Origin of the sequence: Staphylococcus simulans, from assembly GCF_002994445.1 — a bacterium.
In the GTDB taxonomy this organism is placed as follows: Bacteria; Bacillota; Bacilli; order Staphylococcales; family Staphylococcaceae; genus Staphylococcus; species Staphylococcus simulans_B.
The window spans coordinates 125698-141924 of sequence record NZ_MRZJ01000003.1; the positions used below are offsets into that span (position 1 = coordinate 125698).

The 16227-nt window shown below is 37.2% G+C and carries 13 protein-coding genes, 2 pseudogenes and 1 riboswitch; of the genes and pseudogenes, 13 read left to right on the forward strand and 2 right to left on the reverse strand.

The features are described 5' to 3' along the window. Window positions 1-88 precede the first annotated feature (88 nt). Window positions 89-194: riboswitch (SAM riboswitch) on the forward strand. Between the two features lie 97 nt (window positions 195-291). The 12 genes and pseudogenes from C7N65_RS05660 to C7N65_RS05715 all read left to right on the forward strand — a co-directional run bounded on the left by C7N65_RS05660 (window position 292) and on the right by C7N65_RS05715 (window position 11732). After that, entirely contained in the window at window positions 292-1110 is an 819-nt protein-coding gene (locus C7N65_RS05660; protein ID WP_105993505.1) for a MetQ/NlpA family ABC transporter substrate-binding protein, read from the forward strand. 19 nt (window positions 1111-1129) lie between these two features. After that, window positions 1130-2083, forward strand: a complete 954-nt coding sequence (locus C7N65_RS05665; RefSeq protein WP_105993506.1) for a lactate/malate family dehydrogenase — start codon at window positions 1130-1132, stop codon at window positions 2081-2083. 349 nt (window positions 2084-2432) lie between these two features. After that, a complete protein-coding gene (locus C7N65_RS05670; RefSeq protein ID WP_105993507.1) occupies window positions 2433-2774 on the forward strand; it encodes a hypothetical protein in 342 nt (113 codons plus the stop codon). Window positions 2775-2884: 110 nt separating this feature from the next. Further along, window positions 2885-3370, forward strand: a complete 486-nt coding sequence (gene ybaK / locus C7N65_RS05675; RefSeq protein WP_105993508.1) for a Cys-tRNA(Pro) deacylase — start codon at window positions 2885-2887, stop codon at window positions 3368-3370. Between the two features lie 113 nt (window positions 3371-3483). Beyond that, on the forward strand, window positions 3484-4245 hold the full coding sequence (locus C7N65_RS05680; RefSeq protein WP_105993509.1) for a DeoR/GlpR family DNA-binding transcription regulator: 762 nt from the start codon (window positions 3484-3486) through the stop codon (window positions 4243-4245). A 1-nt stretch (window position 4246) separates the two neighbouring features. Continuing rightward, a complete protein-coding gene (gene pfkB, locus C7N65_RS05685) occupies window positions 4247-5161 on the forward strand; it encodes a 1-phosphofructokinase (RefSeq protein ID WP_105993510.1) in 915 nt (304 codons plus the stop codon). 13 nt (window positions 5162-5174) lie between these two features. Continuing rightward, a complete protein-coding gene (locus C7N65_RS05690; RefSeq protein ID WP_105993511.1) occupies window positions 5175-7118 on the forward strand; it encodes a fructose-specific PTS transporter subunit EIIC in 1944 nt (647 codons plus the stop codon). Window positions 7119-7531: 413 nt separating this feature from the next. Continuing rightward, window positions 7532-8920: a hemolysin family protein gene (locus tag C7N65_RS05695; RefSeq protein WP_105993512.1), complete on the forward strand. Its 1389-nt coding sequence runs from the start codon at window positions 7532-7534 to the stop codon at window positions 8918-8920. 187 nt (window positions 8921-9107) lie between these two features. Continuing rightward, window positions 9108-9530, forward strand: a pseudogene (locus C7N65_RS05700) (DM13 domain-containing protein). Window positions 9531-9560: 30 nt separating this feature from the next. Continuing rightward, complete coding sequence (locus C7N65_RS05705) at window positions 9561-10037, forward strand: DoxX family membrane protein (RefSeq protein WP_105993514.1); 477 nt, start codon at window positions 9561-9563, stop codon at window positions 10035-10037. After that, on the forward strand, window positions 10012-10695 hold the full coding sequence (locus C7N65_RS05710; protein ID WP_105993515.1) for a response regulator transcription factor: 684 nt from the start codon (window positions 10012-10014) through the stop codon (window positions 10693-10695). The genes C7N65_RS05705 and C7N65_RS05710 overlap by 26 nt, the downstream gene beginning before the upstream one ends. Before the next feature lie 2 nt (window positions 10696-10697). Further along, window positions 10698-11732: a sensor histidine kinase gene (locus tag C7N65_RS05715; protein WP_105993516.1), complete on the forward strand. Its 1035-nt coding sequence runs from the start codon at window positions 10698-10700 to the stop codon at window positions 11730-11732. Window positions 11733-11803: 71 nt separating this feature from the next. Here C7N65_RS05715 and scdA read toward each other — a convergent pair whose 3' ends face one another. After that, window positions 11804-12499, reverse strand: a complete 696-nt coding sequence (gene scdA / locus C7N65_RS05720) for an iron-sulfur cluster repair di-iron protein ScdA (protein WP_105993517.1) — start codon at window positions 12497-12499, stop codon at window positions 11804-11806. A 449-nt stretch (window positions 12500-12948) separates the two neighbouring features. Here scdA and C7N65_RS05725 point away from each other — a divergent pair. Continuing rightward, window positions 12949-15245: pseudogene (locus C7N65_RS05725) on the forward strand (nitric-oxide reductase large subunit). A 99-nt stretch (window positions 15246-15344) separates the two neighbouring features. Here the strand turns inward: C7N65_RS05725 and C7N65_RS05730 are convergent. Then, window positions 15345-16181 carry an aldo/keto reductase gene (locus C7N65_RS05730; protein ID WP_105993518.1) on the reverse strand — a complete coding sequence of 279 codons (837 nt, stop codon included), beginning with the start codon at window positions 16179-16181 and terminating at the stop codon, window positions 15345-15347. Window positions 16182-16227 lie beyond the last annotated feature (46 nt).

Here is a 16227-nt window from a genome sequence, read left to right on the forward strand (position 1 = left end):
TTACAGTGTTTTTTTCAGAAAAATATGAAAATAAGATTGACGAATTATATAACTGGTGGTAACCTTAATACAATTCAATTTAATAAGACTCTTATCAAGAGCGGCGGAGGGATGTGCCCTATGAAGCCCAGCAACCATCGTATATACGAAGTGGTGCTAATTCACAAAAAAGCAATTGCTTATGAAGATGAGAGAAAGAACGAAAAGCTTTCTCTTAATATAAGGGGGAGCTTTTTCTATTGAAAAGAGTCTTGTTATTTGTAAATTACATAGGGACGGTGTCAGAGAAAGATGAAAAAGATAAGCAGTTTTATCGGGTTATGTATTTTGTTAGTCGTATTAGCAGCTTGCGGTCAAGGTAAAGGCGGAGAAAACAAAAAAATTACAGTTGCGGCCTCACCTGCACCCCATGGTGAAGTATTAGAACATGCCAAGAAAGAAATGAAGAAGAAGGGTTACGACTTAGAAGTTAAAGTCGTTAACGATTATAAAATACCGAATAAATTATTAGACAAAGGTGATGTGGATGCGAACTTATTCCAACATGTTCCTTATCTAAACACTGAAAAGAAAACACATGGTTATAAAATCGAAGAAGTCGGCAAAGTTTTCACAACACCTATGGGTGTATATAGTAAAAAATACAAAAACATTAAAGATATTCCGAAAGGATCAACAATCTATATGTCGAATAGTATATCAGACGAAGGACGTGTCTTATCATTCTTTGTGAATGAAGGGTTAATTAAAATCAAAGACGGCGTCAAAATCGAAGATGCAAGATTAGAAGACATTGTTGAAAACAAGAAAGATTTGAAATTCAATAATCAGCAAGGCGCAGAATTCTTGCCGAAAACATATAAAAGCGCTGAAGGTGCAGCTGTTGTCATGAACTCTAACTATGCGATTGATAATGGTTTAAAACCTTCTAAAGATGCTATTGCTTTGGAAAACGAATCTTCACCATTTGCGAATATCCTTGCGGTAAAAGAAGGACATAAAAATGATGAAAAATTCCAAACATTGCTTAAAGTATTACAATCAAAAGATATGAAAGCATTCATTAAAAAAGAATACGGTAAAGACGTAATACCGTATGAAGCTAAGTAAGACAAGGGAGAGAATTATAATGACAAAATTAGGGATTATCGGTGTAGGCAGAGTAGGCAGCCAAGTGTTGACTGATGCGCAATATTTAGGATGCTTTTCACAAATCGTTGTAGTGGATTCAGATACTTCGCAAGCTGAAGGAGAAGTCTTAGACCACTTGCATATCCAAGGTTTGAAACGTTCGTATCATGTGGATATTCAAACAGGAGGGTACGAGGATTTAAAAGATGCGGATATCGTAATTATTTCAGCCAGCGCACCTTCTACACCAGATATGAAGGATCGTACCTTATTGACGAAAGCGAACAGTACCATCGTTCATGAAGTTTTCAGCAAGCTTTCTGCTGTAACGACTGAACCTATTGTTATCTTAATTTCTAATCCTGTAGATGCAATGACTTATTTGGGCCATCAGGCAGGTTATCCAGCTGATAAAGTTATTGGAACAGGAACAATTTTAGAGTCTTCTCGTTTTCGTACTTTAATTGCAGATCACTACGATGTCGACCCTAAAGACGTAGAGGCTTTTGTCTTAGGCGAGCATGGCTCTCACTGTGTACCTGTTTGGAGCCGTGTACGCATTCATGGTATTGAATTGCCTGAGTTTGAACAATTAACAGGTGCAGAACCAATCAATCAAGCAGCTGTGTCGCATAGTATTGATGAAGTAGCGTTTGATGTCTTTATCAAGAAAGGCTGGACGAATGCGGCCATTTCAAGAGCAGCTGTACAATTAGCACACGCTGTTGTATTGAATGAACATACGATTGAACCGGTGAGCGGTCTAGTCAATCATGAGTATGGCTTATCTGATGGCGCATTAAGTCTGTTAACATTGATTGATCGACAAGGTATAAAACAACGTTTGCCGATAGCACTTTCTGATACAGAGGTACAACAATTAGAAGCCGCACATCAATTTATTCAACAAGCCATTGAACAAGGCGAACAAGCTATTAAAGAAAATCAATAATAAGTCAGCAGGCCAGTTGCAAGGTGTTTAACACCAGCAGTTGACCTGCTTTTTCTGTGAATAGTCTTATTTGTAGTGTATTTGTAACATGATTTCAATTTTATGGACAAAATTTGAAGGGAAAGATGAGAAAGAAAGCAATCAGATAGACGTTAAACCTTGTTAAATAGGATGTTCACAACCAAAAAGAGGCTTGTGTCACTTTGTGATGTCACCGTTATTTTCGTGTCGGTTCTGTTACATATATTACGTATATTACATTTGGTTTAAATAGCTTACTACTTACCGTTTATGTAAAGTTTTTGTGTTAATATTGTAATCACGAATCAAGGGTGAAGAGGTTATAAGAATGAGAGCGTTAATTTTATGGGTATATGCTGGCATTCTGGCTTGTTGCTTGATTTTTCTGTTAGTATTAGTGACGAATGAAAGCGAACTTGCTAAGTTCCAAAACGGTGTCTCTGCTTTCATGCAAAGCGAGCATGTTTCGTCAAATAACAATGCATCAGAAACTCCTCCACCTACATACAGTGCAGTGGCTGGGGGGCCATCAACACAACATACAGAAGCAGCACATAATACAAAAGCAGAATCCAATTCAGTATTTGTGATTTCACTAACATCTATCGCAAATGATGTAAGTCAGCAATGGCTGCAGCATTTTACAAAACAAGACGTATCGGGCAACTGAACTCAGAAATGAGCAGAAACAGTGTCGGGTCGTCTTGTTTTTTTGGGTTTGAAGCGGTATTGATGTTGTCTGTTTGCTTTGCGTGCTATATTAAATATGAGGTGAACGCAATGAAACAGAAGAAGACAAATGCGATGCGCATTTTAGATCGCGAAGGCATCGATTATGAAATGCGTACATTTAAAATGGGCAAGGAACACATTGAAGGACAAGAGGTCGCAAAGCTGATTGGGGCAGATCCTGAACAAGTGTTTAAAACCTTGCTGTTTATCAACAACAATCATGACCCGTATGTATTTGTAATACCGGTAGATAGCCACTTGGATATGAAACATGCGGCGCAAGCTGTGGGAGAGAAGAAGCTGCATTTACTACCATTAGATGAACTGACTAAAGTGACAGGATATATCCGCGGCGGCTGTTCTCCAATCGGCATGAAGCATGTGTATCCGACTGTCATTGATCAATCTGCTGAGCAACAGGAGAAAATCTTTGTCAGCGGCGGACTGCGCGGTGTACAAATGGGTGTGAATGTTTCAGAACTTATTCAAGCGACCGAAGCAAAAGTTGCGGATGTAGCAACACACGAAGGATGAGCAAAAGCTCATCTTTTTTTATGAATTTATGATTGATTTTGAATGAAAATGAATGTTTTTGGTTGAAATTTGAAAGCGGACACATTATAATAAAGTAGAAACGAGGTGGCGATATGATAACGCAAAAAAGATTTGACCTGATTATACAGTTGTTAAAGGAAAAAGAATTTTTGACGCTGCAAGAGTTAATCCAAATGACAGGATGCAGTGCTTCTACAATCCGTCGGGATTTATCGAAATTGCAGAAAATGGGCAAGCTGCAACGTGTCCATGGCGGCGCAACACTTAAAAATACGGCTTTAAGCGAGCCTGAAATGTCTGAGAAGAAAGAACGCAACATCCAAGAAAAAAGAGAAATAGGCAAACTGGCAGCTGAACAAATTGAAGATCGCGACTGTATTTATATTGATGCGGGTACGACGACCTTTGAAATGATTGATTATATAGAAGCTAAAGAAATTGTGGCGGTTACTAATGGCTTAACCCATGTAGAAGCATTATTGAAACGCGGGATTAAGACACTTATTATCGGCGGAGATGTTAAAGCCAACACACTTGCTTCAGTAGGGCCGCGTGCCATCGAAACATTGAAACATTATCACTTCGACAAAGTCTTTATCGGCATGAACGGTATTGACACTGAAGGCAGATTAACAACGCCAGATGAGCAAGAAGCTTATGTAAAAGAAAATGCGATGAAAGTCGGTCAGCATATCTTTATATTAATAGATAGTTCTAAATTCGGTCATACTTATTTTGCGGGCGTAAGTGTCAATGCTAAAGTACCTTGCGACATATTGACATCAGCCAAAGCGTTAACACGCGGAGATATCAAAACTTATCGCAGCAGTTATTCCATCTTAGGAGGACAATAAATTGATTTATACAGTAACTTTCAATCCATCCATTGATTACATTATGAAAGTAGATAATTTTCAAACAGGCGGACTTAATCGCGCACCAGAAACTTATAAATTTGCCGGAGGCAAAGGGATTAATGTCTCACGTGTATTGCATACATTAAACACACCTTCTACGGCATTAGGATTTGTAGGCGGCTTTCCAGGACAATTTATCAAGGATGCATTAGAGAAGGCAGGCATTGCGAGCGGCTTCGTTGAAGTAGAAGAGGACACACGCATTAATGTGAAGTTGAAATCTGATGCAGAAACTGAAATTAATGCTGGGGGCCCTTCAATCTCAAATACAGCATTCGAAGCTTTATTAACACAGATTAAAACAACTACTTCAAAAGACACAGTTGTTATAGCGGGCAGTGTTCCAAAAAGCATTCCGGATGATGCATATGAACAAATTGCCAAAATCACACAAAGTACCGGAGCTAAATTGGTCGTAGATGCGGAAAAAGATTTAGTAGAAACGATTCTGCCGTATCAACCGTTCTTTATTAAACCAAATAAAGATGAACTTGAAGTGATGTTTGATACAACCATTGCGACAGATGCTGATGTAGTAAAATACGGCCTTGAAATTATTGAAAAAGGTGCACAAGCTGTAATTGTTTCACTTGGCGGCGAAGGTGCGATTTATATTGATAAAGCCAAACAAATTAAAGCTTCAGTACCAAAAGGCAAAGCAATCAACACTGTAGGTGCCGGCGATAGTACTGTTGCAGGTATGCTGGCAGGTTTAGCACAAGGGTTATCGACAGATGAAGCATTTCGAAACGCAGTTGCTTCAGGAACAGCCACTGCATTCAGTCAGGACTTAGCAGATAAAGCAACGATAGATAAGGTACGTGCTCAAATTGAGCTAACGGACTTGAAATAGGAGTGAAATAAATATGAGAATCACTGAATTATTAACGCGTGATACGATCGCGATGGACGTAGAAGCAACGACAAAAGAAGGCGTTATTGATACTTTAGTTGCACAATTAGACCATGCTGGCATATTAAGTGATGTTGATGCATTCAAAGATGCCATTATGGCACGTGAAGGTCAAAGTACGACAGGTATCGGCGAAGGTATTGCGATTCCGCATGCGAAAGTAGATGCGGTAAAACAACCTGCAATTGCTTTCGGGAAATCAAAAGCAGGTGTAGATTATCAAAGTTTAGACGGACAACCTGCACATTTATTCTTTATGATTGCTGCGCCTGAAGGCGGCGCACAAACACACTTAGATGCATTAGCTAAATTATCAGGTGTCTTAATGGATGATAAAGTGCGTGAAGCATTACTGCATGCATCAACACCAGACGAAGTCTTAGCCATTATTGACCGTGCTGATGATGAAGCACCAGATGAAGAAGAGGAAGCTGCTGCAGTTGAAACGAAAGACGACACTGCATCAGATGAACCTTATGTTATTGGTGTGACTGCATGTCCTACAGGTATTGCACATACGTATATGGCAAAAGATGCTTTGTTGAAACAAGCGAAAAAAATGGGCGTCAAAATGAAAGTAGAGACGAATGGTTCAAGCGGTATTAAGAACCGTTTAACATCTGAAGATATCGAAAAAGCACAAGGTGTTATTGTCGCAGCGGATGTTCACGTTGAAACAGATCGCTTTGACGGCAAAAATGTAGTAGAAGTACCTGTAGCAGACGGTATTAAACGTCCTGAAGCTTTAATTGATCTTGCATTAGCGACAGACCGTACTCCATTTAAAGCAAGAGGCGGCCAAGGCAAAGGACAAGCCGGAGGCAAACAAGAGAAGCAAAGCGTGGGCAAAACAATTTATAAACACTTGATGAACGGTGTTTCTAACATGTTGCCGCTCGTTATTGCCGGCGGTATTTTAATGGCGATTGTATTCTTATTCGGCGCTAACTCATTTGATCCTAAATCATCTGAGTACAATGCATTTGCTGAACAGTTGTGGAACATAGGTAAGAATAGTGCATTCTACCTCATCATTCCGATTTTATCAGCATTCATTGCACGCAGTATTGCTGAGAAACCAGGTATGGCTGCTGGTTTAGTCGGCGGTATGTTAGCGATGAGCGGCGACTCTGGATTTATCGGCGGTATTCTTGCAGGTTTCTTAGCAGGTTATTTAACTGAAGGTATTAAATTAGCAACACGTCGTATGCCTCAATCATTAGAAGGCTTGAAACCTACATTGATTTATCCGATTTTCTCTGTAACAATCACTGGATTATTAATGATTTATGTTCTGAATCCGCCAGCAGCATGGGTAAACCATTTATTATTAAATGGTCTGAACAGTTTATCAGGAACTAATATTATGTTATTAGGTTTAGTTATCGGTGCAATGATGGCCATTGATATGGGCGGTCCATTCAACAAGGCAGCGTATGTGTTCGCAACAGCAGCACTTACTGAAGGCAACGCAGCACCGATTACAGCAGCGATGGTCGGCGGTATGGTACCTCCGATTGCATTAGCTTTAGCAATGTTGATCTTTAAACGCAAGTTTACTAAGACACAACGCGGTTCTATCGTACCAAACTTCGTAATGGGTGCATCATTTATTACTGAAGGTGCGATTCCATTTGCAGCGGCAGATCCGTTGCGTGTGATTCCATCTATGATGATTGGTTCAGGTATCGGCGGTGCGATTGCACTTGGTTTAGGTTCATCTATTCAAGCACCGCACGGAGGCATCTTTGTCATCTTTGGTACAGACTTCTCTCATTCATTACAAACCATTTTAGCGATTATTATCGGTGCTTTAGTTTCAGCATGTATCTACGGTTTCCTTAAACGCAAACCGACAGCCGATGAAATTGCTGCTTCAGAAGCAATGGATGAATAATCAGTTGAATTTTTTATGAATTTGGCGCATGATAAGAAAGGCATGCGAACATTAACTGCATGCCTTTGGAATCATATTTACTGTGGTAGGTAAATGTATATTCAGATAAACAGTTAAGAAAGAGGTAAAACCTGTTCCCAGGATATACTCTGATCTTAACTGTTTATTTTTTGTTTAATCACTTAATTTCAAGGATAAAAAAACTCATAATATCCTTTCAAAAAACTTACTATATCAATCATGATTATGATATGATATTCTTGTTAGATTTTACGCTAGTTGGGAGGTGTCGCTGTGAGCATGGGAAGGATGAACTAAGATTTTGTATAGTCGACTGTAACTACGAACTTAACATCATTGCTGTGCATAGCGGCATATAACATGGAGGTGAATCCCTAGTATTAGGGAATTAATTGGATAGTACGACCATAATTAACTTGTTTATTTTTATATTTTTAATCGCACTTACTACAGTCTTTGTAGGATCGGAATTTGCGCTTGTAAAAGTCAGAGCTACAAAAATTGAAGAATTAGTTGCTGAAGGTAATCGCAGCGCAGTTGTAGTTAAGAAAATGATTACCAACTTGGACTATTACTTATCTGCGTGTCAGTTAGGTATCACTGTTACATCTTTAGGATTAGGTTGGTTAGGTGAACCTGTCTTTTCTAAGTTGCTACATCCTGTCTTTGAATTGATACCGCTGCCTGACGCATTAAATACTACGATTGCAATTGTTGTATCATTCTTAGTTGTGACATATCTGCACGTAGTACTTGGCGAGTTAGCGCCAAAATCATTTGCGATTCAGCATACTGAAAAAGTCGCGTTGTTTTATGCACGCCCGTTATATTATTTCGGTTTATTCATGAAACCGCTCATTTGGTTGATGAACGGTTCAGCACGTATGATTATTCGTGTGTTCGGTATTGATCCGGATGAGAATAATGATGCGATGTCAGAAGAAGAAATCAAAATGATTATCAACAACAGTTATAACAGCGGGGAAATCAACCAGACTGAACTTGCTTATATGCAAAACATCTTTTCATTCGATGAAAGACAAGCGAAAGATGTTATGGTGCCAAGAACACAAATGGTAACATTGAACGAACCTTTTACTGTGGATGAGTTATTAGATACGATTAGAGAATACCAATTCACCCGTTACCCAATTACAGAAGATGGCGATAAAGACCATATCAAAGGCTTTATTAACGTAAAAGAATTCTTAACAGAATATGCTTCAGGCAAACCGATTAAAATTGCCAATTATATTCATGAATTGCCGTTGATTTCAGAAACAACACGTATCAGCGATGCGTTAATCAGAATGCAGCGTGAACGTGTACACATCAGTTTAGTCATTGATGAATACGGCGGTACAGCAGGTATCCTTACAATGGAAGATATCTTAGAAGAAATTGTAGGGGAAATCCGTGATGAATTCGATGAAAATGAAGTCAATGATATTATTAAATTGAATGAAGACACATACCAAATCAATGGTCGTGTGTTATTAGATGATTTAACTGATCAATTAGGTATTGGATTTGATGATTCAGATGATATCGATACAATCGGCGGTTGGCTGCAAGCACACAATACGAACTTGCAAAAGAATGATTTCGTCGACACTTATTTTGATCGCTGGATTATCTCAGATATCGAAAATCACCAAATCATTACTGTTATCTTGAAAGTAGAATATAATGCAGAACGTCATGAATTCGAAGAAGACGACGAAGATAACGATGATAATAACAAAAGAAACAAAAGAGATAAAAAAGATAACGATGAATAACAGTAACAACGCAACCCTTTTAAGCTGCACATTAATGTGTAACTTTAAAGGGTTTTTTTATGCCTTATTTATTTTTAGTTATGAATAAAAGTTATAAATGAGTTAATAAATAGTTAATGGCATGGGTTAAAACTCAAATTATAATAAGTGTAATCATTATAAAACACAAATGAAATGAGGGCTTATTATGAAAAAGAAACATTTATTTGCGACAACACTTTTAGCGGCAGGTATCACTTTAGCAGGATGCAATGCACAAGATGAACCTAAGTAAGAAAAAACAATAGAAACTTCTCATCAGCATGACCATCAGAATCATAAAGTATTAACAGGTACTTTTAAATCAGGAGAAGAAGAGGTAAGCGGCGATGTTAAAATCGAAAACAATCAAATCAAACTCACGAATTTTAAATCCGCAAAAGGACCTGATTTATTCGTGTACTTGACGAAAGATGGCGATATTAAAGGCGGTAAGCAGTTAGATGCTGTGGATTACAATAAAGCAACACAAACCTTCGATACTAAGGGTGCAGATTTAGATCAATATAACGAAGTCACAATCTACTGCAAAAAAGCACATGTTATTTTCGGTTCAGCACAGGTTCGCTGATTAATCTGAAGCAGAAAAGAGTTGAGAATTATGAAAGAGAAGTTACGTTTGATTTGGCAGAGTATCATCTTCGTGCTGCGTATCGGTTCAGGCGGCTTTATATTAGCACAAGGATGGGAGAAATTAACCGGAGGTTTTAAAATTGAACCATTGATTCCGGTAGTGATTCAAAATGAGGATTCGCCAGTATGGTTCAAGCTTTTCTTTGAACATATCGTAATGCCTGCAGCACCAGTATTTAACCTTATCGTTCCTTTAGGGGAAATTGCGATAGGTTTAGGGTTATTGTTAGGTATATTGTCACATATTGCAAGTTTCTTCGGCGCTTTTGTTATGCTAAATTATATTTTATCGGATATGATTTTTACTTATCCGCTTCAATTAGCAATTTTTATCATTTTGCTGATGAATAAAAATATAGTAAATCAAACAGCGTTGAAATCTATCATCGCGTATATAAAAGAAAAAGGTGATATAAAACGTGAACACAATCTTAATCGTAGATGATGAACAAGATATTGTAGATATCTGCCAGACTTATTTCGAATATGAAGGCTATAAAGTAGTAACGGCCGAAAACGGCGAAGAAGCATTGAATCAATTGGATGCCTCCATTGATTTGATTGTCTTAGATATTATGATGCCGAATGTCGATGGTTATGAAGTCATCAAACAAATGAAACAAAGAAAGCTGGATATCCCGTTTATTTATATGTCCGCAAAAACCAAAGAACATGATACGATTTATGCATTAACTTTAGGGGCGGATGATTATATTAAGAAGCCTTTCAGTCCAAGAGAATTAGTATTACGTGCCAATAACTTATTGAATCGAGTCAAACGCTGCCAAGTGCAAGAAAATATTTTAGTGTTTGATACATTGGAACTAAATGATCAGCGTAAAAGTGCAGTAATTGAGGACACAGTTGTTAATTTGAGAGTGAAGGAATTTGAACTCTTATGGTATTTGGCAACGCATGAAAACCAAGCTATTTCAAAGTCACAGCTGTTAGAAGAAGTTTGGGGTTATGATTACTACGAAGATGCGAGTACTGTAAATGTACATATTCATCGTATCAGGGATAAATTTGATCAGCTCAAGTTCGATGCTTATACGATTACAACTGTTTGGGGCTTAGGCTATAAATTCGAAAGGAAGGTCTAGCCATGTTTTCAATCAGAACACAAGTAATAATGGGTGTACTGACCAGTGTCTTATTGGCTTCTACGATTTTAGGCATTGCTTATAAACTGATGTTGTTTAATGGGCATACGACATTATTACTGACAATCAGTGCCATCGTCTCCAGCTGTCTGACTTTGTTTATTTGCAGTTTCTTTTTAACTCCGCTTGTCCAAAAGATTAAGCATTTCAATATGCGTACAAAACAATTTGCGGACGGCAATTATGATATAGAACCGACACGTTTTAAATCACCGCGTGAAATAAAAGAGTTAAGTCATTCATTTAATAAAATGGCACATGAAATTACGAATCAAATGGCGCAAATCAAGTCCGAACAACAAGAGAAGTATGAGTTAATTCAAAATTTGGCACATGACTTAAAAACACCTTTATCCTGTATTATTTCTTATTCAGAGGCTTTAAAAGATGGCGTGATTCATCAACAAGATGATTGCCAAAAAGCGTATGAAAGTCTCATGCAACAATCCAACCGTTTGTCTAATATGTTCGATGAATTGACTAATGTGGCTACGGTGGATGCGCCGAATACGCATTTAATTAAAATGATACAAATTGATCAGTTACTGCTGACTATCTTGAATGGTTACGAACAGCGTATGAAGCTAGATGCAAGAGAATTAGAAATAAAACTTTGCGATCAATTGCTGCCGTTCAGACAATATCAGCAACCGCTTGAACGCATCATCACTAATTTAATCGATAATGCATTGAACTTTTCACCGTCAGGCAGTCCTATCTATATTGGTCTGTCAGAAAGCGCACATCAAATCAAGATTGAAATCAAAGATGAAGGTATCGGTATTGCTAAAACAGATATACCGCGTATTTTCGAAAGAACATTCAGAGTAGAAGATTCCCGCAACTATCATACAGGCGGTTCTGGGCTAGGACTTTATATTACACAAGCATTGGTCCATCAAATCGGTGGAACCATTACCGTAGAAAGTGTACCTAATATCGGCACTACAATGACTGTGCAATTTCCTAAACTCTAATAAGTTTTTAAAGTGAATCATACAAAAATAAGGTTGGATAGGGAAAAAGTTCCTATCCAACCTTATTTGAATTAGTGAGATTGCAATTTTTCGCGGCATTTTTCAAATAAAACATGGTTTTCTAAATGCACATGTTGTAATGTCGCTTTTTCTAAAGCAGCTAAACGCGTATATACTAAACGCCATGTACCGCAAGCTTCAACAGGAGGTTGGAAATCATTAGTGATTTCATCCATTCTGTGGAGCAGATTGCCAGTACTATCATGATCTGCAGTTAAATCTTCGATAATTGCTTCTACATTGTCTACAGCTTCGCCATTCGCAAAAGCAATCAATTGAGGAAAGTCTTGCTCGTCTTCTTTTTGTGTATGTTCTAACATATTATTCTTGAATGTTGTATACAGGTCTTTCAATTCTAAGAGATAGTCATGTTGAGGGCCGTGTACTTTTGCTAATTTTGTTACGTAAGGCGTTAAGTTTTTGAATTCCTCTTTCATAGGTGCATGGTATGCATCTTGAATGTATTGAATTAATGAAGGGATACTAAGATATTTAGGGTTTAAACCTTGTCCGCCTGCATCTTGTTTGCTCGCTGCTTCTAATTCGGCTAATAAATCTTCTAATACGACGCGCTTTTTATCTTTTGCAGCTGCTTCAATCGTAACTTGCCCGCCGCAGCAAAAATCTATACCAGAATGTTTAAATACATCCGCAGTTTTAGGATAGTCCGTCACAACATTTGCTACAATATCATTTTTAGTAATCATCAACATTCTCCTTCTTCGACTCATCTTTATTATAAGAAGAAAAGTGATAAATAAAAAACAAAAAGTGTTCTAAATCAGAAGAATTATTATAATCTTCACAAAAACTTCAAGAGCACTTATTGCAAATCAACTTTAAACACTGTAAGCGTAAGAACTTAATAATTTATTTGTGACAAGTTTCTGAATGATTGAAAACGATTTCTTAACTCACTGGATTGATGTAAAACATATAAAAGTAGGAAGCTTACACCGCTTATTAAATCATTTGTAGAACACAAAGTTTGTTTAAAATCAAAAAAATAAAATATAACTAAAACCGAAGAAAGTAATATTTTATTCATAAATACATTTATGACAAAATCAAGAACTAATTGAGAATGATATTTACTATCAATTATAGTAAGCGTATTCTGAAATTGAGAGTCGAAGTTACTGAGGAGAAAATCAGAATGAAAAATCCATACAGTAGATTGTCGAAGGTTTTAGTAACAATTTTAGTTATCGTATTCGGTATTTTGCTAGCTGGTGGTTGGTTGATATTTAAAAATGAAGCGCCTCGTCCGACAAAAGTGGTGAATGAAAGTGGACAGACGGTCATTTCTAAATCCGAACTAATCAGTGGTCAAGCTATTTATGAAAAATATGGTTTGACGGATTATGGTTCATATTTAGGAAACGGATCTTATTTAGGACCTGATTATACTGCAGAAACATTGCATCATTATTTAAAAGGCATGCATCGTTATTATGCTGAAAAGCTTTATGACAAACCTTTTAAACAATTAAGCCAAATGCAGAAAGCGGGGATTGAAGACAAAGTTAAAAAAGAAATACGAGTGAATCGCTATTCAAAAGCTAAAGATGAACTTGTATTAACAGATGCACAAGTTGCAGGATTGAATTATGTCAGAGATTATTACAATAAAGTGTTTGTGAATAATCCTAAACAAGCAGGTTTACCGCAAAATATGATTGATCAAATCAAGACGAATGATTATATGGTCAAAGGAAATAAAATTGAGCATTTGAGCGATTTCTTCTTCTGGGGAGCTTGGTTATCTTCAACAGACCGTCCAGATAGAGATTTCTCATATACAAACAACTGGCCATTTGATGAACAAGCTGGTAATACAATGCCGAGTGAAGCATTAATATGGTCAGCAATTTCTGTTGCGATATTAGTTGCGGGTGTTGCAATTATCATTTATTTCCAAAGACGCTATCAATTCGATATGGAATCGACATATGACAGTGAATACCGTTTGCCTGAAATTAAAATTCAAAATACGATTTCATCAAGCCAAGCAAAAACAGCAAAATACTTTGTGATTGTAATGGTATTATTCTTAATTCAAATCTTATTAGGCGAATTAATGGCCCATTATTATGTAGAAAATGAATTCTTTGGTATTCCGCTTCAAAAATTATTTCCATTCAACATTGCGAAGACTTGGCACTTACAGCTGGTGATTTTCTGGGTCGCAACAACATGGCTTGCGACAGGTATTTATATTGTACCGAGGGTGCTGGGTAAAGAGCCTAAACATCAAGGTAAATTAGTCGATATCTTATTCGTCGCATTATTAATTGTTGCTGGCGGAAGTATGATAGGTGAATGGGGCAATATTCTAGGCTGGATCAACGATAAATGGTGGCTGTTTGGTCACTTTGGCTGGGAATATATAGAACTTGGTAAATTCTGGCAAATCCTATTTATCGTAGGTATGGTGCTGTGGATGTTTATATTAGCTAGAGGCTTTATCCCAGCGATTAAAGACGGAAGTGAACAGCATCGTAAACGTTTAATCTTACTATTGTTTATTGGCGCAATCGCAATTCCGATGTTCTATTTAGCATCACTTTTTATTATGCCAAACTCACATGTCACTTTTGCTGATTACTGGCGTTGGTGGATAGTTCACTTATGGGTGGAAGGTATTTTTGAAGCATTTGCGGTGATATTAATTGGTTTCTTGATGGTAGATATGAAATTAACCACAATACAATCTACAATCCGTGCATTGTACTTCCAAATCATTTTATTGCTTGGTACAGGTATTGTAGGAATGGGACATCATTATTACTGGCAAGGTGACCATTCAATTTGGTTAGCGTTAGGTTCAAGTTTCTCTGCTTTAGAAGTTGTACCGTTATGTTTATTAATTTGGGAAGCTTACACACATTATCGTGTTTATAAATTCAGCAAAATTGAATTCCCATACAAAGGTACATTTATCTTCTTGGCTTCTACAGGCTTATGGAATGCAATTGGTGCAGGTACATTAGGATTCTTGATTAACGCCCCGGCTATTAACTACTTTGAACATGGGACACAATGGACATCTGCACACGCACATGGTTCAATGGCTGGTGTGTATGGGATGTTTTCAATTGCGATTATGTTATATGTATTAAGAAGTATTACTAAAACTGAATTTTGGACGAAGAAAGTTGAAAAATGGATTTCTATTTCATGTTGGTTATTAAATATCGGCTTGGCAGGAATGGTCTTTGTGACATTACTTCCAGTAGGCTATATTCAATTAGCAGATGCAAAAAAAATGGTTACTGGCATGCAAGACTGACAGAGTTTTATCATAATGACTCAGTATTTTGGTTGTTATGGGGCAGATTGCCTTGGGATTTAATCTTCACAGCTGGTGTCATTATTTTGCTTGTGATTACTATTCGTTCGGTCATGCATCTTAAAAAGGTTAAAAATAATGAGTATCGAAACAAAAATTGATAGACAATAATTGGTCTTCATATAAGTGAAAAAAATAAGGACAGTACAGAGGATTTGAACTCTGCACTGTCCTTTCGTTAGCTATGAACTTAAATAAAGTTATTTTAATGTACCGATACGTACTTCATCAGGGTGTTTGCCTTGTCTTAAATCTTTATTTAAGGCATCGATTTTCTTCACGTCTTTTTTGCGCAATTCGAAAGAAAGGGATTCGAAGTTTTCCGCAATACGTGAAGGTGTTTGTGATTTAGGAATCACGATTCTATTGTGCATCAAATGCCAGTTTAAAATGATTTGTGCAGGTGTTTTCTCATACTTTTTGGCTAGTTTAGCGATAACCGGATCTTCAAATAAACCGCGGCCGCGCATTAAAGGCATCCAAGCTGTGACTTTAATGTCGTGTTTATCGCAGAAATCTTGCAAGTCTTGCTGATTTAAGTAAGGATGGAATTCAACCTGATTAACTGCAGGTACGATTTCAGTGTTTTCCATCAGTTTTTCTAAATGATGTTGTTGGAAGTTGCACACACCGATAGCTTTGACACGGCCTTCTTTGTACAATTCTTCCATCACTTTATAGGTTTCGATAAATAAACCATCTTCTTCGCATGGCCAGTGAATTAAGAACATATCTAAGTAATCTGTGCCAAGGTTTTTTAGCGATTTTTCAAAGTATTCTTTTGTGCTGTCATAACCTTGATAGTCATTCCATAGTTTTGTTGTGATGAATAACTTTTCTCTAGGTACTTTGCCGCTTTTAAGTGCTGCACCTAATTCTTTTTCATTATGATAGAAATAAGCTGTATCAAAGGCACGATAACCAGCTTTTTCAGCTGCTTTTACAGCAGGCTTCATATGTTCTTCATCAATTTTGTAAACGCCTAAACCAAGTCGGGGAATCTTAATTTTGTTGTTTAACTTTGTGTTTTTCTTCAAGGGTAGTTCGCTCTCCTTCTACTTTGTCTTCACTGTTATTGTATCA

Bases quoted from the DNA above. Each gene is read 5' to 3' on its own strand.
- C7N65_RS05660 (WP_105993505.1), top strand. From the start codon at position 292: ATGAAAAAGATAAGCAGTTTTATCGGGTTATGTATTTTGTTAGTCGTA.
- C7N65_RS05665 (WP_105993506.1), top strand. From the start codon at position 1,130: ATGACAAAATTAGGGATTATCGGTGTAGGCAGAGTAGGCAGCCAAGTG.
- C7N65_RS05670 (WP_105993507.1), top strand. From the start codon at position 2,433: ATGAGAGCGTTAATTTTATGGGTATATGCTGGCATTCTGGCTTGTTGC.
- ybaK (WP_105993508.1), top strand. From the start codon at position 2,885: ATGAAACAGAAGAAGACAAATGCGATGCGCATTTTAGATCGCGAAGGC.
- C7N65_RS05680 (WP_105993509.1), top strand. From the start codon at position 3,484: ATGATAACGCAAAAAAGATTTGACCTGATTATACAGTTGTTAAAGGAA.
- C7N65_RS05690 (WP_105993511.1), top strand. From the start codon at position 5,175: ATGAGAATCACTGAATTATTAACGCGTGATACGATCGCGATGGACGTA.
- C7N65_RS05705 (WP_105993514.1), top strand. From the start codon at position 9,561: ATGAAAGAGAAGTTACGTTTGATTTGGCAGAGTATCATCTTCGTGCTG.
- C7N65_RS05715 (WP_105993516.1), top strand. From the start codon at position 10,698: ATGTTTTCAATCAGAACACAAGTAATAATGGGTGTACTGACCAGTGTC.
- scdA (WP_105993517.1), bottom strand. From the start codon at position 12,499: ATGATTACTAAAAATGATATTGTAGCAAATGTTGTGACGGACTATCCT.